This is a genomic window from Candidatus Saccharibacteria bacterium oral taxon 488 (genome assembly GCA_010202465.1).
Lineage (GTDB): Bacteria > Patescibacteriota > Saccharimonadia > Saccharimonadales > Saccharimonadaceae > Nanosynbacter.
In genome coordinates, this window is sequence record CP047919.1 from 303,790 (window position 1) to 322,436 (window position 18,647).

19 protein-coding genes and 1 pseudogene are annotated in these 18,647 nt (G+C 53.2%); 5 read left to right on the plus strand and 15 right to left on the minus strand.

The genetic code is table 11. The features are described 5' to 3' along the window. Positions 1-82: 82 nt before the first annotated feature. Entirely contained in the window at positions 83-1,042 is a 960-nt protein-coding gene (locus GWK76_01600; protein QHU92019.1) for a hypothetical protein, read from the minus strand. Further along, positions 1,039-1,713 (minus strand): response regulator, encoded by a 675-nt coding sequence (locus tag GWK76_01605; GenBank protein QHU92020.1) that lies wholly within the window; start codon positions 1,711-1,713, stop codon positions 1,039-1,041. The genes GWK76_01600 and GWK76_01605 overlap by 4 nt, the downstream gene beginning before the upstream one ends. Positions 1,714-1,807: 94 nt before the next feature. Here GWK76_01605 and GWK76_01610 point away from each other — a divergent pair, with 94 nt between their 5' ends. The 4 genes from GWK76_01610 to GWK76_01625 all read left to right on the plus strand — a co-directional run bounded on the left by GWK76_01610 (position 1,808) and on the right by GWK76_01625 (position 5,330). Beyond that, positions 1,808-2,125 (plus strand): hypothetical protein, encoded by a 318-nt coding sequence (locus GWK76_01610; protein QHU92021.1) that lies wholly within the window; start codon positions 1,808-1,810, stop codon positions 2,123-2,125. A 124-nt stretch (positions 2,126-2,249) separates the two neighbouring features. Beyond that, positions 2,250-2,957, plus strand: a complete 708-nt coding sequence (locus GWK76_01615; GenBank protein ID QHU92553.1) for an ATP-binding cassette domain-containing protein — start codon at positions 2,250-2,252, stop codon at positions 2,955-2,957. Next, positions 2,950-4,182: an ABC transporter permease gene (locus GWK76_01620; GenBank protein ID QHU92022.1), complete on the plus strand. Its 1,233-nt coding sequence runs from the start codon at positions 2,950-2,952 to the stop codon at positions 4,180-4,182. The genes GWK76_01615 and GWK76_01620 overlap by 8 nt, the downstream gene beginning before the upstream one ends. Before the next feature lie 2 nt (positions 4,183-4,184). Continuing rightward, positions 4,185-5,330, plus strand: coding sequence for an AI-2E family transporter (locus GWK76_01625; GenBank protein QHU92023.1), 1,146 nt, complete (start codon positions 4,185-4,187; stop codon positions 5,328-5,330). A gap of 12 nt (positions 5,331-5,342) precedes the next feature. Here the strand turns inward: GWK76_01625 and GWK76_01630 are convergent. Next, positions 5,343-6,771, minus strand: a pseudogene (locus tag GWK76_01630) (cysteine--tRNA ligase). A gap of 162 nt (positions 6,772-6,933) precedes the next feature. Between GWK76_01630 and GWK76_01635 the strand changes: the two are divergent. Then, positions 6,934-7,392: an NUDIX domain-containing protein gene (locus GWK76_01635; protein QHU92024.1), complete on the plus strand. Its 459-nt coding sequence runs from the start codon at positions 6,934-6,936 to the stop codon at positions 7,390-7,392. Between the two features lie 194 nt (positions 7,393-7,586). Here the strand turns inward: GWK76_01635 and GWK76_01640 are convergent, their stop codons facing one another. The 12 genes from GWK76_01640 to GWK76_01695 form a co-directional block, all read right to left on the minus strand. Continuing rightward, positions 7,587-8,030 (minus strand): hypothetical protein, encoded by a 444-nt coding sequence (locus GWK76_01640; protein QHU92025.1) that lies wholly within the window; start codon positions 8,028-8,030, stop codon positions 7,587-7,589. Positions 8,031-8,215: 185 nt separating this feature from the next. After that, a complete protein-coding gene (der, locus tag GWK76_01645) occupies positions 8,216-9,790 on the minus strand; it encodes a ribosome biogenesis GTPase Der (protein QHU92026.1) in 1,575 nt (524 codons plus the stop codon). 164 nt (positions 9,791-9,954) lie between these two features. After that, a complete protein-coding gene (locus GWK76_01650; protein ID QHU92027.1) occupies positions 9,955-10,155 on the minus strand; it encodes a hypothetical protein in 201 nt (66 codons plus the stop codon). A 159-nt stretch (positions 10,156-10,314) separates the two neighbouring features. Further along, positions 10,315-11,034 carry a pseudouridine synthase gene (locus GWK76_01655; protein QHU92028.1) on the minus strand — a complete coding sequence of 240 codons (720 nt, stop codon included), beginning with the start codon at positions 11,032-11,034 and terminating at the stop codon, positions 10,315-10,317. 1 nt (position 11,035) lies between these two features. After that, on the minus strand, positions 11,036-12,391 hold the full coding sequence (locus tag GWK76_01660) for a response regulator (GenBank protein ID QHU92029.1): 1,356 nt from the start codon (positions 12,389-12,391) through the stop codon (positions 11,036-11,038). Positions 12,392-12,402: 11 nt separating this feature from the next. Then, a complete protein-coding gene (locus GWK76_01665) occupies positions 12,403-14,451 on the minus strand; it encodes a PAS domain-containing protein (protein ID QHU92030.1) in 2,049 nt (682 codons plus the stop codon). Positions 14,452-14,551: 100 nt separating this feature from the next. Next, positions 14,552-15,811 carry an FtsX-like permease family protein gene (locus tag GWK76_01670; GenBank protein ID QHU92031.1) on the minus strand — a complete coding sequence of 420 codons (1,260 nt, stop codon included), beginning with the start codon at positions 15,809-15,811 and terminating at the stop codon, positions 14,552-14,554. Then, positions 15,808-16,530, minus strand: coding sequence for an ATP-binding cassette domain-containing protein (locus tag GWK76_01675; GenBank protein QHU92032.1), 723 nt, complete (start codon positions 16,528-16,530; stop codon positions 15,808-15,810). The genes GWK76_01670 and GWK76_01675 overlap by 4 nt, the downstream gene beginning before the upstream one ends. Positions 16,531-16,584: 54 nt before the next feature. Continuing rightward, on the minus strand, positions 16,585-16,941 hold the full coding sequence (locus GWK76_01680; protein ID QHU92033.1) for a GNAT family N-acetyltransferase: 357 nt from the start codon (positions 16,939-16,941) through the stop codon (positions 16,585-16,587). Further along, a complete protein-coding gene (locus tag GWK76_01685; protein ID QHU92034.1) occupies positions 16,928-17,383 on the minus strand; it encodes a hypothetical protein in 456 nt (151 codons plus the stop codon). The genes GWK76_01680 and GWK76_01685 overlap by 14 nt, the downstream gene beginning before the upstream one ends. Beyond that, positions 17,368-17,859 carry a hypothetical protein gene (locus GWK76_01690; protein ID QHU92035.1) on the minus strand — a complete coding sequence of 164 codons (492 nt, stop codon included), beginning with the start codon at positions 17,857-17,859 and terminating at the stop codon, positions 17,368-17,370. The genes GWK76_01685 and GWK76_01690 overlap by 16 nt, the downstream gene beginning before the upstream one ends. A 97-nt stretch (positions 17,860-17,956) precedes the next feature. Next, a complete protein-coding gene (locus tag GWK76_01695) occupies positions 17,957-18,604 on the minus strand; it encodes a hypothetical protein (GenBank protein ID QHU92036.1) in 648 nt (215 codons plus the stop codon). Positions 18,605-18,647 lie beyond the last annotated feature (43 nt).

Below are 18,647 nucleotides of genomic sequence, written 5' to 3' on the forward strand. Positions count from 1 at the left end.
GTAACTTATTACACCATGGCATTCTGAAAATTAGCTGAAAAATTGTAAAAATGTCAAAAAAAGTCACGCCACCAGGGGTGAATTACAGAGTTTTTGGTAGCGAAATGGTGAACGTTGTCGTGCCCTTGCGGCTGGCGGCGGTGAGTTGGCCGCCGAGGGCACCAGCCAGTTGCTTGGCGAGGCTGAGACCGAGACCGTAGCCACCAGTTCGCTGATCGCCAGAGAAAAATCGCTCAAAAATATGCGGTAAGTCGCGCGCCGCGATTTGGCCATCATTCGTCAGGCAGACGGTGATGCGGTGATGGGCAGCCTTGATGTCAACCTGGACGCGAGATTTACGCGGGCTGTGGCGCAGGGCATTGTCGAGGATGATGGCGATGAGTTCGCGGACGATGAGACGGTGGCTAGTCAGAGTGATGGCCTCGTCGGTGGTGAGCGTGGTGCGCGCATCGGCTTTGCGTTCAGTGATCAGCTTTTTGGTGAGGTCGGTGATGTCAAAAGTTTCGGTGGTGGTTTCTAATTGTCGATTGGCAGACGACAATTTGAGCAGCGTCTCGGTCAGTTGCGTCAAACGGTCGGTCTCTTCGAGCGTACTTTGGAGCGTCTGGCGGAGTGATGCTTTGCTGGTGCGTCGGTCGGACAATGCCAGCTCGGCCTCAGCCTTGATGACAGCCAGTGGTGTGCGCAGCTGATGGCTGGCGTTGGCAGTAAAGCGCGACTGGGCGTCATGTGCTGCCTCGATCGGCTCAAGCGTCCGCCGGGCCAGTATATAGGCACACACACCGCCGCCGAGCAGTACGATGAGGTTGAGATAGCCGAGGCTGATCAACAGGTTGGTGGTCGAGATTGACGGATGGTCGCGGATAATGGTCGTTTCGATATGGTTGTTGGTTTTGTGGTGCTTACTCCAGTTGCTTAGCTGGACGTCGAGCTCGGAGCTGGCGACCTGAAAGATAATACCACTAAATAGCAAGCTGACGGTCATCAAAATGAGCAAGTACCAGCCGGCGAGCTTGAGCGTTGCTGAGAAAAATAATTTCACTCGCCAGCCTCCAATTTATAACCAAAGCCGCGCACGGTGTGAATCAGCGGCCGACGAAATGGCTTGTCTATTTTCTTGCGCAGCTGCTTGATGTAGGCCTCAACGTTGTTGGGTAAAATATCGGCATCAAAATCCCATACATGGGCGATCAATTTATCCTTGCTAAGCGTCTGGCCGGGGTGGCGCGCCAGGTATTCAAGGAGCGCGTACTCCTTGCTGGTCAGGTCGATCGAGGTGCCGGCACGAGTGACGGATTGTGTTGTCTGGTCAATTACGAGATCAGCGATCCGGAGCGTGTCCGGTTGCTGAATTGGCGGGCGCCTGAGGAGCGCTCGCACGCGGGCGGTGAGTTCGGCGATGGCGAAGGGCTTGACGAGATAATCATCAGCGCCGCTGTCTAGGCCAAACGTCTTGTCCTCGGTCGTCCCCAGTGCTGTCAATAGCAGAATCGGCATATCCTTGCCCTGCCCGCGTAAATCCTGCACGATGTCCGTGCCGCTCCGTCCCGGTAGCATCCGATCAACGACTAGTAGGTCATACGGCTCGCTCATCGCCATATTCAGCCCCTCATCTCCGTCATGTGTCACGTCCACGGCGTGATGCTCACGCCGTAAGGCCTCGGCGATAATCCGGGCGATCTTTGGTTCGTCTTCAATGATGAGGAGGCGCATGAGTATATTATATAAAATATTTTGCTAGTGTGTATAGTGAGCATCTCATACCTGGAGTTGCTCAACACAGTATATAGGCTTATAATTATAATCAATGCATCTGGACGATAAAACATTTACCAATCTACTAATCATTTGTCAGGCTCTTGATGCGAAGTTCCCTCATGGTGCTGACATATTCCAGCGCGTATCGCGGTTGTGCGAGGAGAGTGGCGAGCTCGCTAGCGCCGTTAACCACCTTGAAGGTATGGGCGTCAAGCGCCGCAAGCACGGCCAGCCGCAGTATGATAATCTCATCAAAGAGATTCAGGACGTCATGCGCTGCGCGGTTGGTATAGCTGTACATTACGGAGTAGAGCGTGAAGTTGTAGCGGCGATAGCTCGGAGCGCCGAGGGAGTAGAGCGAAAATAAGATATAGTACCTTACGCCCCCTGCTCCACCCACATAGTGTATAATAAGCAGAAAGAAAGGGAGATATATGGGACGAGACACAGTAAAACAGCAGCGACCGATTGTCGAGATTCGTCATTTTCAGATGGCGTTTGGCGACAAGGTGGTCATTCAAGACCTCAGTTTTGAGGTGCAGCGCGGCGAGGTGTTCGGATTCTTAGGTAGCAATGGCTCAGGAAAGACGACGACACTCAGGGCGCTGTTAGGGCTATACGAGCCGACGGCTGGCGAGCTACTGGTTGATGGCAAGCCGTATACGGTTGAGGATAGCGTCAAGCTAGGCTATCTCCCAGAGGAGCGCGGCTTGTACAAAAAAGAAAAAGTCATCGACACTATGATTTATTTTGGCCGGCTGAAAGGTCTCAGCAAAGAAGAGGCTCGCACATTCTCCATGAATTATCTGGAGCGAGTTGACTTGAGTGATAAGGCAAAGACCCGGCTGGATAAATTGTCAGGTGGTCAGCAGCAAAAAATTCAGCTGGGTGTAACCATCATGGGTGATCCAGAGCTGCTCATTTTGGATGAGCCAACCAAGGGCTTTGACCCAGTGAACCGTCGCCTGTTGATGAATATTATCGAGGAGCGGCGCAAGGCCGGCGCAACGGTGGTATTTGTCACCCACCAGATGGAAGAGGTCGAGCGACTATGCGACCGGCTGATTCTACTAAAAGACGGTCGAGCAGCAGCGTACGGTACGCTAGCAGAGGTGAAAAAGCAGTTCGGCGGCGCGTCAATGGATGATATTTTTGTGAAGGTTTATGGCGGCGAGAAGCAGGAGGTACGTCATGAGTAAGATGCATAATTTCGGAATGGTATTCAAATTTGAGGTGCTGCGTACCTTGAAGAAGCCAACTTTTTGGCTGATAGCGCTAGGTTTTCCGGTCATGATCGGGCTGGTTTTCGGTATTGTTATTTGGTCAAATCAGGCGACCAAAGAGGCGGCCGATAAGCTTCAAGAGCAAAAATTCAGCATTACTATGACAGATCATTCAAAGCTAATCAAGCCGGAAGTCGCGGCGGTGATGAAAGTCCAGTCAGTTGACTCCGAAGCTGAAGGTGTTGAAAAAGTCAAACGCCGTCAGACGGATGCGTATTTCTATATACCGAAGGATCTCGAGAAGGACACGATCAGGATATACGGCCAAGATACAGGAGTTTTCGAGAATAATAAGTACGAGGCAGTTGTCCGTACATTACTGAGTCAGTCGGTTGATAGCAAGGTCACCGGATCAGAAGCGGCAGTGATCAAGCAGAAAATTAATTCGTCACTCAAGACCTATAAAGACGGTAAAGAAAGCGGCGGTGTGAACGAGATGGTCGTGCCAGGGTTCTTCCTGGTGCTATTTTATATGCTCGTTGCCTTCTTTAGTAATCAGATGCTGACCAGTACTGTCGAGGAGAAAGAAAACCGCACCGTCGAGATGCTGCTAACAACAGTGCAAGCCAAGACACTGATCGTTGGTAAGATCTGGGCGTTGATCGCTCTATCGTTGATTCAGGGGATGGTTATCGTTGTGCCGGTGTTGATTGGCTATTTTGGATTTGGTTCGCAGCTGCACCTGTCTAACTTTGATCTATCGCAAATTGTGTTTGATCCGACCAGGATTGCTATTGCTGTCGCGTTATTCGGCGCGAGCTTTACCATGCTGACCGGTTTGTTGGTGGCTATGGGAGCAATGATGCCGACTGCCAAGGAGGCAGGTTCGTGGGTTGGTCTGGTGATGATATTGCTGTTTGGGCCGCTGTATGCCGCGTCAGTATTTGTCTCATACCCAGAGTCAACGTTCTCAATGGTCATGTCGTACTTCCCGCTTACGGCGCCGATTCCGTTGATGATTAGGAATACGGTTGGCAATTTGTCGCTCATTGAGGCCTTGATCGGCGTGGCGGTCTTGGTGGTGTCTGCGGTACTGATCATGATGCTGGCGGTGCGGATTTTCCGCTACGGTGCGATGTCATATGACAGCAAGTTGTCTCTGTCGGCGTTGCGGATGAAGCGAAAAGCTGATAAAGTTTAAGTATGAAAGTACGCATTGAAATAGACACTAAAACATTTGTGCGGTTTTGGCTGGTGGTGATTGGCTTTGGGCTGGCGGGGTTGATGATTTATTCGGCGCGGGATGCGCTGATGGTGCTCGGGACGGCGTTGTTTCTGGCGCTGGCGCTGAACGCGCCGGTGCGTAAGTTGGCGTCGTGGCTGCCCGGCAAGAGTCGGCTGGGCGGGACGGCGTTGGCGTTTATGCTGCTGATCATCATCTTGACTAGTGTGATTTGGTTTGTGGTGCCGCCGTTGGTGCAACAATCGGCCAAGTTTGCCGAGACACTGCCGGGGCTGGTCAATGGTGTTAATGAGCAGTGGCACGGGCTGAAGAGCTTTGTCGAGCAAAATGGCTTGCAGCCGCAGATTGATTCGCTGATGAACAATATTCGCGGCCAGGCATCCAGTTGGGCAGCAAGTTTTGGCGCGAATATCCTCGGCAGTATCGGCTCTCTGGCGTCATTTTTGGCATCGGCCTTTCTGGTGCTGGTGCTGACGTTCTTGATGTTGCTCGAGGGTCAGGAATGGATGGAGCGGCTGTGGCGGCTGTATCGGGATGAGCAGCGGCGCGACCATCACAAGGTGCTGGTTGGCAAGATTTATAATGTGGTAACTGGCTACATTGTTGGGCAGCTGACGGTGTCGGGGATCGGCTCGCTGTGCGCCGGGGCGTTCGTGTTTGGTATGAGCTGGTTTATTCCGGAGATCGCGGCCAACTTGGCGATGCCGACAATTCTGCTGGTGTTCTTGCTCAGCCTGATCCCGATGTTTGGGGCAACGATCGCCGGTGTGGTGGTGGGACTGATGCTGATGCTCAATAGCGTGTCGGCGGGCGTTATCTATCTCATCTATTTCGTGATCTACCAGCAGATTGAGAATAATTTTATCGCGCCAGTCATTCAGGGCAAGAAAGTCGAGCTGTCGGCGCTGGCGATTTTAGTGGCGGTGACGGTCGGGCTGTATGTTGGCGGCTTGGTCGGTGGCGTGGTGGCTATTCCGATCGCTGGGTCGCTCAAGGTGCTGATGGACGATTATCTGGCGCATAATCGCGAGCCGCAGACGCCGCCTCGCCGCTCGCCGCTAAAAAAGGCGCTCAAAAAAGCCGCTGATACGAAGCCAGCTGAGTAAGCGGCCGAGAGATTATCGGTATGACCAAACTTGACCAGACGGGGTGTCGCGTAGGGCGATGCCCTTTTCGTCGAGTTGAGCGCGAATGTCGTCGGCGGCCTGCCAGTTTTTGGCGCGGCGAGCTTGCTGGCGCTCGAGGATGAGTCGCTTGGCTTCATCGTCAATGTCTGGCGTGGTATTCATTAGCTCTAGGCCCAAAACCTCGTCAATTACCTCGAGTAGCTGCAGTAAACCGCCGCGGTGAATCTTCTCCAATGGCGCGTGATCCAGCCGTGAGAACGCCTCATCGATCAGCGCCAAGGCCCCGGTGTATCCAAATTATCATTCAACTTTTCGACCAGCGCCTGCTGCGCCGCCAGCAGCGACACGGTGCCCTCCTGCTCGTCTTTGTCATCGTCATCATCCAGCGTGTCGTGCGTCTGGTGCCGCAGCGCCGCATAGCCGCGCCAATGGTCCAGCCGCGCCTGAGCTGCCTCCAAAATCTCCCAGGTGAAATTGCCTTCGGTTTGGTAATGCTTGCTGAGAATCGCTAGCTTAAAAGCCATTGGACTAAAGCCGCGGGCAGTGATGTCAGTGAGGGTGATGATGTTACCCAAGGATTTACTCATCTTGCGGCCGTCAACTTTGATGTGGTTATTGTGTAGCCACATTTGAGAAAATTGCTGTCCGGTCAAACTCTCACTCTGGGCAATTTCGTTGGTGTGATGCACCGGAATGTGGTCAATGCCGCCGGTGTGAATATCAATTGTATCACCCAGCGTCTCCCGAGCAATCGTCGAACATTCCAAGTGCCAGCCCGGAAAACCGACGCCCCACGGGCTGTCCCATTCCATATCGCGCTTAGTGTTGGTCGGTGAAAATTTCCAGACGGCGAAGTCGGTGATGTTGCGTTTGCCTGCCACGCTGACCCGCGTGCCGGCTTCTAGGCCTGCCACGTCCAGCCGCGCGAGTTTGCCATAATCCGGCAGCCGCGACGTATCAAAATACATGCCATCACTAGCAATCTTATACAAAAATCCCTTCTCGTCTAGCCCTTGGCAAAGTCGATTTGCTGCTGGATATAATCTGTTGCCCGCACCAGATGGTCGGGTCGTACTAGTTTCAACACCTCGTAGGCCTCGTGCTCGGCGATGGCGATGTACTGCTCGGCCACGTCCCAAGCGGTTTTACCCTCGCGGCGCGCGCCCTTCTCCATCTTATCCTCACCACCATCATCATCGCTGGTCAAATGCCCAACGTCGGTGATATTTTGCGTCCGAATCACTGAGATATCTTGCCAGCGCAATAGCCGCACCAACACATCCCAATAAATATAACCAACCCAATTGCCAATGTGCGGCTGCGAATACACCGTCAGTCCACAGGTATACATACGAACCGTCTGCCCGTCAAGCGGCGTCAGTTTGTCTTTACGGCGAGTGAGAGTGTTATAGAGCTTCATTGCCTTTATTTTACAGGAAAAAGCAGAGATTGGCGAGCGGCCCTGCCCCCGTCGCAACTGAACGCTACCCCCCGCGTCTCAGTCGTTATCTAGGCGGCTGTAAGATCTGCCCGTACCTATGGTATGATGACTCTAGGAAGTGTAAGGCGAGAAAGGCAATATATGGATACAACCTTGTTTCAGTACTGTCAAAAAATAGTGCTATTCAATCAAGACGGCTCTGCCGTGCTGCTCGCTAGACGCCGCGGGGAGGCTGATTATGATGGCGTGTTCTCGTTTATTGGCGGTAAGTTGGAGTCGACGGATGGTGGCTTGGTGAATGGTCTTCGGCGGGAGAAAAACGAGGAAATTGGCTCGGTCGCTAAAATTGCGGTGGTGACGAACATCAGCGTTAATGAATATTTTGTCAAAACTAATGGACAGGCTATGGTGCTGCCACATTATTATGCCCGGTTTATTGGCGGTGAAATTACACTCAATGATGAGTATTCTGAGTATCGGTGGGTAAACCTACGCGAGTTAGATCAGTTTGAGCCAAAGATTGAGACAGTCGCCCCTATGGTTGAGGCTGTCCAAAAAATTATGCGAGTTGCCACCGAGGCGGATTATCGAGAGATGTGACGCGTATCGGCTACTCTCCACGCCCTCCAATGCCGGCCTAGATTTACGGTATTTTCTATATCGAGTTCGCTTTCGTCGTTTCCGACTCATCAGCATAGACACGCATCTATGGAGCGAACTGACAAGCAGGAGAATTGTTGAGGCGGGAGATAAACCGCCAAGCAAATTATTCTGCTTGTCAGTTTGGTGATTCGCTATGGCCTAGTTGCAGTGAAAGCCCATCTAGACGGATCACGCAACATGTCTACCAGTTCCTTACTAGCCTTGAAGGTCAACGGAGTCGCCGATCTTTCGTACCAGTCGGCGAGTTCTTCACCGTAGATCCAGTAGATTGACAGCTCGCTTGCGGCTCCATAGAGTCCACCACCGCTGATACTGTTATGTACATCATCAGCCTGATGGCTTGCCCATGTTGCCACCTGGGCAACACTTGCTCCAGTATGGTCGATGACCGCCTGCATGAGGCGGGCCCATCGATCCGCATACTTCACGACAGCCGCCGTGAGCCAGTCGTCTTGTGCGTCTCCCATCCTTCTCGTCCAATCGAGGCCCGGCCTTGCCTTGAAGGCTGGAAGTTTTTCAAAATTAATGGTGATGTTGTTAGACACTGTTTTCCTCTCGACTATCTTCTCTCGCACCCGGTTGGTACGAGATGAGATATCGTAGCACTTCTTATGGTGTTACGAGAACTCACCTCGTACCTAGTTATTCTTCTGCTTGTCAAACTACACTTTCGGACAAGGATTTACTCAACTCGTCAACAAAAGCTGATATATATCACTAATAGAATAAAATGTCAATGGATTTTGTCAAAAATGTGGTATTATATGCTTTTTTCAGCGTTTTTGGCCTGTTTGTAGGCTTTGGTGACCGGTTCTAGGCCGCGGGCGATGCGTTCGCGGTTGGCTTTCAGTTGTTTTTCGTCACGGAAAGATAGTTTGATGGGTGTGCCGGCAAAGTTGAAGGCTTCGCGCAGGGTGCGTTCAAGGTAGCGTTTGTAGCTCCAGTGGACGAATTTGAGGTTGCTGCCGTAGATGACGAACCATGGCGGGGCCATATCAGTCTGGACGATGTAGCGGAGTTTTGGATGTGAATTCTTCAGGCCGGCTGGCGGATGAGCGGTGACGGCTTTTTGCAAGAGGTCGTTGAGGACGCGGGTTTTGCACTCTTGGCGGCGGCGTTTGTAAATATCAAGGGCGAGGTCAAACAATTTGGCGACGTTTTGGCCAGTGACTGATGAGGTGAAGATGAGTGGTGCATAGGGTGTGAATTTGAAATGATAGCTAATTTGTGGTGCCAGCTCGTCATGGGTGTAGGCGTCTTTACCTTCGACGGAGTCCCACTTGCTGACCACTAGGACGAGCCCCTTACCTGCTTCGTCGATGATGCCAGCCAGGCGTTGGTCTAGTCCGACGTTTAATTCATTGACGTCCATCAAGAGAAAACAGATGTCGGCTTCGTTGATGGCCTGCATGGTGCGGAGGACCGAGAACTTTTCGATGCCGGTTTCTTGCTTGCCTTGGCGGCGGACGCCAGCGGTGTCGAGTAGCTCAATGGTCTGGCCATGGTAGCGGACTTGGACGCGGTTGACGTCGCGGGTGGTGCCGGCGACATTGGCGACGATGGCTTGTTGCTTACCTGCTAGGGTGTTAAACAGGTTGCTTTTGCCGACGTTTGGCCGGCCAATCAAGGCGACGCGAATGATGTCGTCAGCTTCGGTTTGAGTGGCTGGCGGAATGAGATCGGCGATGTTGTCGAGTAGCTCGGAGATACCAATGTTGTGCTCGGCAGAGGTTTTGATGATGGTTTTGATGCCGAGACGCTTGAATTCGTCGGTGTGGAGCGAGCCTTTGAGGTCAGCTTTATTGGCGATGAGGAGGACGGGCTTGCCGCTTTTGAGGGCTTTTTTGGCCAGTTGACGGTCGGCGTCTGATGGATAGACGGTGGAATCGACCATGACGAGAATGACGTCGGCCGCGGCAGAGGCGTCGGCGATTTGGTCTTGGATGGTGGCTTCGAATTCGTCTTCGGCGGGCTTGAGGCCGGCGGTGTCGATGAGCCAGAATTCGGCGTGCGTGTTTGCTGCAGCGCGACCGCCAACCGTCTCCTCCATGTCGAATGCATCCGGCAACGCCGTCCGCAGAGCTATCGACTTGTCGGAGAGGCTGGCGTGCGTGTTCGTGCCATGCTCCAGCCCAGGAGGTGCCGCGCCTGCCGCATTCTCGTTAGGAGACGATGCGCGGCGCTTATACGAAACTTTGCCAACGACGTTGTCGCGGGTGGTGCCGGCTTCGCGGGCGACGATGGCGGTGCGGGCGCGCGTCAAGCGGTTAAACAGCGAACTTTTGCCAACGTTAGCTTGGCCGATGATGGCGACGGTAGGTAATGTATGAGACATAATTACGCCTATTATACCAGAGGCGTGAGGATTTGGCGAAAGGCAATGAAAATAGCCCACCGAACGAGCTCAAGCTGTATACGGATCTTTCAATCCGAGAGACAACATTATATTGTCTCAATCAGATTGAGCGCATACGGCGAGCTATTTTCTTTCCGGTGGGCTTAGCCCTTGCTCTTGATAACCTCCTTGATTGCGTCTATCATGTTTGCTGCGCTTAGGACATTCAATACCCCAGTGCCAGCCATTATTGCAATACCAACCCAGGACTCGGTCACTTGACCGAGTTTGATCGCCACCACGAAAGTATACGTCGCGACAGCGATGTTGAGCGTGAGCACCACAAAATAGATGATGATCCTCATTGTTATCCTTTCTCGAGAAGAAAGCTCAAAGCTAAAGGGCGACTTTCACCCTAAAAACTTTGAGCAAAAGCTGATATATATATATCACTAATAGAATAAAATGTCAATGTATTTTGTCAAAAATGTGATATAATATGCGCTTTTGGTGCCCGGGGAGGCCTAGGTAGTCAGTGGCTCTTCGGTAAATTCCCCGCGCTTGATGTCGCCGAGGCTGTAATTACCAAAATCTGTCCGGTGGAGCTTAGTAACGGCGTAACCAAGGGCGGCAAAGGTGCGGCGGATTTGGCGGTTGCGGCCTTCGCTCATCTGGACGATCCAGCGGTGGTCGTCGCCCTCGTGCTGACGTTCCAGCGTCAAGCGGCTCGGCCCGTCAGGCAGCTGCACGCCAAAGTCATTGATCATTTGCCGGTGGAGCGGTTGGAGCGGCTGGTCGAGCGTCACCAGGTAGCGCTTCATTTTATAAAACGACGGATGTGTCATCTGGTGGGCGAAGTCCCCGTCATTGGTGAGGAGGATGAGGCCCGAACTGTCTTTGTCGAGGCGACCGACGGGTTTGAGGTGATGGAGACTGGTTGGCAATAATTCGTAAATGGTTGGTATCCCGCCCTGAGAGGCGCGCGAACAGAGGTAGCCGATGGGTTTGTGGAGGAGAATGAGTTGGTGGATTTGGGCGGTGAGTCGTTTGTTGCCGTGGCGAATGATGTCGATTGCAGTGATGCGTTGACCCAGCTTGGCGGGCTGGTTATTCACCGTGACCGTGCCCTGCTCGATCAGTTCGTCAGCCTGGCGGCGCGACACGCCGAGTGCCAGCGCCACGAATTTGTTGAGGCGCTGGGCAGATGAATTGGTAGAATCGGATGCTTGCGTTGGTGTCGTCATACTAGGAAGCTACCGGTGGCTGCGGCGGAAAGGCGTTGGTCGGTGGCTGGGGTGTCGTTGGCTGTGCTGGCTCTGTCACGGGGGATGGCCCTCCTTCAGGGGTCAAGGTCTGCTCTGCCTCAGGCGTTGGGGTCGAGGTTGGATCAGTTGGCATCGGTGCTGGGGTGGGCAGGACGAACGGTGTATCGTCATCTTGTGGCTGTGATGATGCCGCGTTGGCGAGCTCGGCATTGATCGCGGTACCAGCATCAAGCAGCTGGTCATCGGCTGGCGTCGGTAGTGGCTCGAGTGCATCTAGTGTCAGGTCGCCGTGCGGCCCCGCCATAGCATCAGGCGTCGGCAGCGTGAAGTCGCCTGAATCTGGCGTTGGCTGTGGTGCGGCCTGCATAGACTCGAGTTGGTCGCTGAGCTCCTGCTCCATCATCTTGGACATGTCTGGCTGTGGCTCTTGGCTCAGTGGCTGGATTACTCGTTCGCCACCGTGGCTGGTCGGCTGCGGCGATGGTGATGAGGTCGGTGCTGTTGGCTGTGGCAAGGTGTCGGTCGGGGTGGTCGGTGCTGCTTCAGGAGATGGGGTCAGCGCTGACTCAGAGACCGGAGTTTGCTCTACCTCGGGCGCTGGGGTTGGCGCTGGGTCGGCTGGCGTCACTGGTTCTGTAGTGGCCGGCTCGGCGGTTTGCTCAGTCGATGCGGACGGAGCCGTCGGTGCCAATGGGGCGCTCGGCAGGACGAACGGTGCTGGGTCGGTTGCTGGAGGGGTCGAATTGTCTGGGCTAGCTTGAGCGGGTGCGATGGCTGAATCATCGTGGGTCGTCGGAGTTATTGGTGCGGTCGGTGCCGGAGTGACAACGTGGGTTGCAATTGCTATCTCTGTTGGTGATGGCAAGGTAACTGCCGGAGCGTCTTGCTGGGTGGCCGGTGCCGCCAACGGCGCGTCAGCTGCTACGGGCTCTGCGGCCGGCTCGGGCGCGACGGGAGTCGGTTCTGGCGCGTCGCCGAGTACTTCGTGGACAGTGCGCACCACGTCTTCGATGCCAACTTGCGACTTAACGAGGTAGCGATCTGCGCCGAGGGCTTCGCCACGTTGACGCTGGTCTTCGGATGACAATGCGGTCATCATGATGACTTTGACGTCGCGTGTCTCGGTGGTCGAGCGCAAGATATCCAGCATGTCAAAGCCGGAAATCTTGGGCATCATCACGTCGCTAACGATCAAGGCCGGGCGTTCTTTGATAGCCATAGCCAAAGCCTCTTCACCGTCGCCCGCCGAAACGATGTCGTAGCCCTCAGCTAGTAACCTGACGCCGTAAATCTCGCGCAGGCTTTTGTCGTCTTCTACTAGTAAAATCTTTGTCATAACTACCCCTACTATACCGAAGTTTGCGCCAAAATACTATAGTGGTTATGGTTTTTGTTGGGCAGCAGCTGGCTCTGGGGTAGCGAGTGGTGTTGATGGTGTGGGCGTAGCGGTTGGTTCAGGGGATGTGGGTGTGGCAAGAGGCTCGGGGCTGGGTCGGGCGGTGTGGATGGCATGGCGGGCGCGGGAGTGGTTGGTTCAGGTGGTGGTGCGGGCATTAGCTGCAGCGGGCTAAAGTTGGGCGGCGGCACCGGCGGCGTGGCCGGCTTAGTCAGGACGGTAGCGGCGGCGTCCGGTTGGGTGGCATTGATCGGGACGGTTGGCTGGACGGCGACAGCGGTTGGCGGTTCGGTGGTCAGTGGTGGAGCGGTAGGCGCGGGAGTGGTTGGTAATTGGCGCATCGCCTCGTCGGTTCGGGTGCGAGGAATCTCGAGAAAGAAAGTGCTCCCCTTGCGGTATTCGCTGATGACGAATAGGCGGCCGGACATTGCCTCGGTCAGGCGGCGGCTGAGATACAGGCCGAGGCCGGTGCCACCGATCTCGCGGGTGTCGGAATTATCGACGCGGTAGAACTTTTGAAAGAGGTGTGGCACATCTTCGGCGGGGATGCCGATACCGCTGTCTTGGACGCTGATGGTGATCGTTTTGTCATCACCGGTGATGTCTACGACTACTTCCCCGTCGGGCGTGTACTTGATGGCATTTTCGATCAAGTTAGAAACAACTTCGCGGAGGTGATCGGCATCGACGTTGGCGTAGTACGCCGGCTGGACAGTGGCGGCGGCGTCCGGACGGAAGGTGCAGACGAGGCCTTTTTCGGCGGCGCGTGGCGCCAGGCCCTCAAAGATCTCGCCGACAAAGGTGGTGATATTGATGATCTGCGGCTCATTCTTGAGGCGGCCATCTTCGGCGCGGCTGATGTCGAGCAGATCTTGGAACAGTCGACCCAGGTGCTGGGCCGAGGCGTGGGCCTTGGTGATGAAATCGCGCGCCTTGTCGTCGATGTGGGCGGTGGCTGGGTTGAGCGCCAGGCCGAGGTAGCCCTCGATGGAGGCGACGGGAGTGCGCATTTCGTGACTGGCGGTAGAGATGAATTCGGCTTGCTGGCGCTCCTCGGCTTTTTCCTTGGTGATGTCGCGAAAAACGACGATGATGCCTTCGTTGTCTTTACCGACTGGCGAGGCGACGATGGAGACGAGGATTTGCTTGTCAGAGGCGGTGCGGAGGAGTAATTTGTCGGAGTGCGCCGGCCGATTATTGATCAGTGACTGCATGACCGGGTTTTCGGTGACGGTGACGTCTTTGCCATCGGCGGTGACTAATTGGATGACGCTTTGCCATTTGAGGCCGAGGGCGTCGCCTTGGTTCCAGCCGATGATCCGCTGGGCCGAGGGGTTGATTAGCTCGATATTGCCCTCGCGCGAGATGGCCAGCACGCCGTCGTCGATGGTGTTAATGACGATGTCAGAGGTGCCTTCGGCGGTGGATAGCTTGGTGCGGAGTTCAGATATGTCGCCGAGCTTACTGACGCGCGGCTGATGGCGCCAGATGATAAAGCCAAGAGCTAGGGGCGCCAGGCCAAAAAATAGGGCGCCAATCGTGGCGATGAGGCTGGCGTGCTGGGTGATGGCGGCAGTGGTGATGGCGATGATGACGAGGAGGCTGGTGCCGAGGACAACGGGCCAGCCAAAGAAGCCGGCGAACACCGCAGCGCTGAGCCAGGCGGCGGCGAATGGCGAGGCCAGAAAGCCGCTGGTGGCAACCAGTGAGCCGACGGCAAGGATGATCAGGCCGTAGACAGCGATGGATGCGGCGGTGATGGCTCGGCGCGGTAGCCACAGACAGAGGATGAGGGCGGCAAGGCTGACGAGGGCGCTGATGGCGGCGGCGAGGTCGGTGATGGCTTCGCCGATGGGTAGCCGGTAACCGGTCGGGATAAAACGCGCCCAAGCATAGAGGAGGACGATGACCAGCCCGACGAACAAGGCCGCCTCGCATAGTCGCCGCAGCCAAAATCGCGATAATTCACCGACTTGCGAAACATCCCCCGCCCACTTCATGCTTGTATTATAGACCGAGACGGGCGAAAATGATACCCACATTGAGCCACGTCACGGCAAGTCAAGCATGGTACGTATTCAGCTGCCCCGAGGGGCGCACTTAGCCCTTCCCTAAAATCGCCTCGAGCATCTTCATTCGCGAGGCCATGATGGCGGGGATGGCGCCGCTGATGATGGCAACTACCAGCACAACCTCAGCACGGAATAGCAATTCCCACCACGATATGTTGAGTGTCACGTCGGCAATTGGTAGACTGAACGGATGCGCCACTACATATGGCACTAGTCCACCGAGGAAAATTACCAAGCCGACCGCTATACCGCACACCGCATAAAATAGCGCTAGTAGAACGTAGCTAAAGACGATCACTCGCGGCTTGACGCCAATTGCCCGCTGAATGCCGATTTGCCGCCGCTTGTTGATGATGTCAACGTAAATCACGATGAAGATCGTCACCGCCGCAATGATAATGCCAACTATCAGCATAATAGCGTTGAGCGACTGAAAGCTACCGGTAATCGTATCCATAACCGTCGCTCCGTCACGCCAATCGTGAACCCGCAGGCCCGGATAGTTCAGGTCAGTAAGTGCTCGTTGCACCGACGCTTCCTTGCCGCGGCTGGTGCGCACGACGATCATGCTGGCATCGTTCTCGCCAGCCGTCAAATGGCTCGGTATACCGCTGGTGAGCTTGCGCCATAAACCGCGCGAGATGTACGCCTGAATATCTGCATTATAGAACTTCGTCGAGGTAATACCGCCGACCTTAACGTTGACCTTTTTACCGTTAACATTTATCGTTACCCGATCGCCAACTTTGACCCCTTCAAGAGAACCTCTCTCGAGCAGCCGGCTACCCAGCACGATCTCGTCGTCGCTCGCCGCCAAAAACGTTCCGTCCGACACGCGGTTAGCGACCTCCAGGGTTTGGCGAAAGGCTTGCGGATTAACGACATTGATTCGAGCTTGTACCTGCTTGTCATCGTTATATCCTAATATTGCCGGTACAGCCAGGATTTTGTCAGCCGACGTGACGCCGTCAATGCGTTTGATCTCGGCCAGCTTGTTATCGACATTGGTGATGTACTCGCCGGGCTTTTTGACATCAATATAGGCCTCGCCGACCATCAGGTTCTTGATCTGCGATTCAATCGCCGACGTGACGCCAGCTAGCAGCGACGATATGAAGGCTAGATTAATGAACGCCACCGCCACTAGCAGCGTCGTCAGGCCCAGCGTCCACTTGCGGCCGCGCACGATGTACTGCCGCATCAATCGCCAACCCAGCAAGAACTCGCGCCACAGATTGTTCTTGGGCTGCGGCGTTTGCGTTTCCTGCGTTTTGCGGGACTGGCTCATAGTAGCCTCCCGGCTGCGGGTTGACGCTCGCCTTTTAATTTGCCGTTTTCAAACACGATTTGCCGCTTGGCATAGGCTAGTTCATCAGCTTCATGCGAGATCATCACCAAGGTTATGCCGCTGGCGTTAATTTCCTTCAACGTTTCCATGACATTTGTTGAGGCGACCGTATCTAGGTTAGCCGTCGGCTCGTCGGCAAAAATAATGTGCGGCTCATTGACCAGAGCCCGGGCAATCGCCACGCGCTGCTGTTCGCCGCCAGATAATTGCGATGGCAGATGGCGCGCTCTGTCCTTCAAACCAACACGATCCAGTTCTTGCAGAGCTTTTTGCTTAGCAATCTTCGCCGAGCACCACATCAGCCGCGGCAACATGACGTTTTCTAGGGCGGTGAGTTCACGAATCAGGGCGTACTCTTGAAAAATATAGCCAACTTGGCGCAGGCGTAGTTCAATTCGCTGTTTTTCTGGTAGCTGAGTGATCTCTATCGCTGGTGCCTCGTCACCCCTACTATCAAACCAGATTGTGCCGCTATCAGGGCGATCCAACATCGCCACCTGATGCATAAAGGTCGATTTGCCCGAACCGTTGCGCCCTGTGATCATTAGAAAATCGCCGTGACGAATCGAAAAACTGACGTCCTTGAGCGCACGCGTGGCGCTATCACCCGAGCCGTACGTCTTGCTGAGATGCTCAATGGTAAGAATTTCGCGGGCCATAGTATCAGTATAGCGCGCGGTGGGGCGCCGCTTCAAGCCGAGATCCCGAAAAACCTACCGTAGTTTTGTTATCATTTCTACTTCGCGGGCCGTAAGACCATATTTTTCATAGAACGTTATGGCGCGCTGGTTGCTGCTCAGCACTTTTAGCCGCAAGGTATCGCAATTTTTACTCTGGAAATAGCGCTTCATTTCATCCAGCAAGGCTCGTCCGATACCGCTGCCGCGCTGCTCTGGCTCGACATAGAGCAGCCCGATCCAGCCGTCTTTTCGCGGCGCATGCACTGCATCGAAAACGGTGTCCTGACCAGGCTGATGATCAATAATTACGCCCTGAATAAAGCCGACCACCTGGCCGTTCTCCTCTGCAACATATATCGCGCCGTCCATATCCTCGCTATCGTCGATCATCCGCCGCATGTAGTCGCGTGCGTGGCAAAGGCTTTCCAGAAACAGGGTCAATCTGGATAGTATCACCGGTGATTTCATCAAATAAGAATTCATCGCCTATAGTATGGACTAAAGCTTTTCTAAACACATTGTTGCCAAATAGCCGGCTAGCTTCCATGTCATATATACTGTATGCCTTTTTGTCTGCCCTAAGGATATCAGACATATAGTCTTTGCTGGCATACGTATGTCCGTCGCTTTCTATGACTATATTGCTGTATAAAAATGCACGACTTTTACCTTTAGGAGGTTCAAAAGACATGTCCCCAATCTTGGTATTGATATCGCTAAGTAGTTTAAGTAAACTCTCTCTAGTAAGAACTCCTTCACTTGTTGTAGAGTAAGTATTCTTACTTCGCCATTCTGATACAAATCTAATAAGGTCATCTACTGTTGTTGCCATATCTTATCTCCATTATTGAAGCTTATTATTGCAGTATTTTTGAAGGAAAGTTTTAAGTCTTTATTTGCTGGTGGTAGACTTGAACGACGATAAGCTAGTAATGCTTCTTTAAGCATAAATAATAGCTTGTCGCTATGAGGACGTATTTTTTCTGGAGCAACAATCTTAGTAGCTATTATAACGATTTCTTTATTTTGGCCTATTATGTCTTCGTAGTAGTCAATCCTTGTAGCAGTGTCCATCCATATTAATACACCAACGCCATCAAAGGCGTTGTCTACACGAAAACCATTATGTGCCCGACCAAACTGACCCTGTATAGACGCAAAAAGCGCATCCTTTTTCGTATCACGAACGCACATTGTTAAATTACGCTCCATGGTGTCGTCACGACCAGGCCAGGGTGCGGATAGTTTATACTTTTGTATTATTTCTTTAACTTTTTTCTCACTGAGCGTCTCGTTTCTAAAATCCATATCATCCTTTCTAAACAAGCTTCTTGGTGGCTAATATTTCTATAACCGTTAGGTTAATACCCCCTTTTTTCCTTAATAGACCAACTGACAACTCCCTCTACAGTTTCCATATCTCATCCTTATCCATAAAAGTTATGTCAACCCCTCTAAAACTACTCTTCTTCTGACTGTCTCTGGGCAGAAGTGTGGCTTGATGAAGAGCAAGAGAGCCTTCTTCAGCTAGTTGTGCAATTTTTTCCTTTTCACTCTTCAGTTCAGTCGGAGCTATAATACGATTTGCTACTAGCATGAACTCCTTGATTTGTCCATGTCCACTATTAAACTCTTCCGCATTGAGACCCATAAAACTTTCATACAAATCTATGCGTATGTTAAACTCCTTCCATATAAGCGCATTTATTCGAGGAATTCCCCCTGTGGGCAGCTGACCGTTAAGAGATACCCCTTGTTGAGACTGTACTGAAACACATATTGCGTCGTCTTCTTTGCTGTATGCCATTGCAATCATATGGCTATCGAGGGAGTGGCTGTCGTCAAATCCTGGTCTAGTCAGGTTATATTTATCAGTTAGTTCCTTAACTTTATCTTTGTCAATCAGTCTGCCGATAAAGCTCATGATTTTTCCATTTAATAAATTAAAACAATTACCTTTATTATAAATATACACTGCAAACCATACAAACTTTTCTTGATAAACAAAGAAGACGGAAACTCCGCCAAATTTAAAACCTAATTGGTGAGCCAACCAATATAAATGTGGAACTCCTTTTTCGCGATTTGTTTGTACT

Coding starts and splice junctions, on each gene's coding strand:
- GWK76_01605 (QHU92020.1), bottom strand. CDS start 1,713: ATGCGCCTCCTCATCATTGAAGACGAACCAAAGATCGCCCGGATTATC.
- GWK76_01610 (QHU92021.1), top strand. CDS start 1,808: ATGCATCTGGACGATAAAACATTTACCAATCTACTAATCATTTGTCAG.
- GWK76_01615 (QHU92553.1), top strand. CDS start 2,250: ATGGCGTTTGGCGACAAGGTGGTCATTCAAGACCTCAGTTTTGAGGTG.
- GWK76_01620 (QHU92022.1), top strand. CDS start 2,950: ATGAGTAAGATGCATAATTTCGGAATGGTATTCAAATTTGAGGTGCTG.
- GWK76_01625 (QHU92023.1), top strand. CDS start 4,185: ATGAAAGTACGCATTGAAATAGACACTAAAACATTTGTGCGGTTTTGG.
- GWK76_01635 (QHU92024.1), top strand. CDS start 6,934: ATGGATACAACCTTGTTTCAGTACTGTCAAAAAATAGTGCTATTCAAT.
- der (QHU92026.1), bottom strand. CDS start 9,790: ATGTCTCATACATTACCTACCGTCGCCATCATCGGCCAAGCTAACGTT.
- GWK76_01650 (QHU92027.1), bottom strand. CDS start 10,155: ATGAGGATCATCATCTATTTTGTGGTGCTCACGCTCAACATCGCTGTC.
- GWK76_01655 (QHU92028.1), bottom strand. CDS start 11,034: ATGACGACACCAACGCAAGCATCCGATTCTACCAATTCATCTGCCCAG.
- GWK76_01660 (QHU92029.1), bottom strand. CDS start 12,391: ATGACAAAGATTTTACTAGTAGAAGACGACAAAAGCCTGCGCGAGATT.
- GWK76_01665 (QHU92030.1), bottom strand. CDS start 14,451: ATGAAGTGGGCGGGGGATGTTTCGCAAGTCGGTGAATTATCGCGATTT.
- GWK76_01670 (QHU92031.1), bottom strand. CDS start 15,811: ATGAGCCAGTCCCGCAAAACGCAGGAAACGCAAACGCCGCAGCCCAAG.
- GWK76_01675 (QHU92032.1), bottom strand. CDS start 16,530: ATGGCCCGCGAAATTCTTACCATTGAGCATCTCAGCAAGACGTACGGC.
- GWK76_01680 (QHU92033.1), bottom strand. CDS start 16,941: ATGATCGACGATAGCGAGGATATGGACGGCGCGATATATGTTGCAGAG.
- GWK76_01685 (QHU92034.1), bottom strand. CDS start 17,383: ATGGCAACAACAGTAGATGACCTTATTAGATTTGTATCAGAATGGCGA.
- GWK76_01690 (QHU92035.1), bottom strand. CDS start 17,859: ATGGATTTTAGAAACGAGACGCTCAGTGAGAAAAAAGTTAAAGAAATA.